The sequence below is a fragment of the Streptomyces sp. MP131-18 genome (assembly GCF_001984575.1).
GTDB lineage: Bacteria > Actinomycetota > Actinomycetes > Streptomycetales > Streptomycetaceae > Streptomyces > Streptomyces johnsoniae.
Genome location: NZ_LZNS01000001.1, coordinates 1,541,157 through 1,542,053, shown reverse-complemented (window position 1 = coordinate 1,542,053; position 897 = coordinate 1,541,157). Strand labels below are relative to the sequence as shown.

The 897-nt window shown below is 71.2% G+C and carries 2 protein-coding genes; both read right to left on the bottom strand.

Going from position 1 to position 897, the window contains the following annotated elements:
* Positions 1-341 (bottom strand): lytic polysaccharide monooxygenase (locus tag STBA_RS06740; RefSeq protein WP_143659624.1); only part of this gene is annotated, 341 nt, incomplete at its 3' end.
* A 195-nt stretch (positions 342-536) separates the two neighbouring features.
* On the bottom strand, positions 537-897 hold a 361-nt coding region (locus STBA_RS38700), incomplete at its 5' end, for a cellulose binding domain-containing protein (protein WP_253194575.1).

The window sequence follows — 897 nt, the reverse complement described above, 5'->3', positions numbered from 1 at the left end:
TTCACCGTCGCGGCGCCGCTGCACAGCTGTCCGTCGGGGATGAAGCCTTCGGTCCGGCCGCCGCCGTTGGACTGGAGCACGGAGAACCAGTTGTAGAAGGCGTTGGCGCCGCCGGCCTCAAGTGCCGCCTGGCAGGCGGGGTTCGTGGGGTTCACCGCGCCGGTGCTGTCGAGGCTGTACTTCCAGCACAGGTAGGTGCGGCTCCCGGGGTCCATCGGTGCGCCGTGCGCGGATGCGGTGCCACCGGTGAACACCACCGTGGCCATGGCCGGCAGGGCGGCCAGCGCGGTCAGCAGTCCCGTCCTGCGCAGCCACGCGCGGCTCTCTGCTCGGTCTCTCATCGCGTTGCGTCCCTTCGCCGTGATGAGGTGGGGGAAACCAGGAGCATGGGAGCGCTCCCAATTTGGACCGTAGCGCCGGGAAACTCTTCCTGTAAAGGGTCATGACGTGACGGGCTGCCGGTCCCGTCCGGCGTCACACGCCCGGTCCCGGCCGGCGCGCGGGCGGCCGGCCGGGACCGTTCCGGCGGGGTCGTGTCAGGACACGCCGCAGCTGATCGCCGCACTCGCCGGTGGCGGGGTGCCGAGCGAGGTGTAGCCGAACGAGGTGGACGCGCCCGGCGCCAGGGCGCCGTTCCACGCGACGTTGTCGACCATGATGTGGTCACCGTGGGCCGTCCAGGCGCCGTTCCAGACGCTCTGGATCTCGTTCCCGCCCGGCTGGCTCCACGAAGCGGTCCAGTTGCTGATCGGTGCGTCGCTGTTGTTGGTGACCGTGACCTCCGCCTGGAAGCCGCCGTTCCAACTGCTCACCGTGCCGAGGCTCGCCGCGCAGAAGCCGTCCCCGGGGCCGGGGTCCGGATCGGGGTCGGGGTCCGGGTCGGGGTTGCCGCTGTCG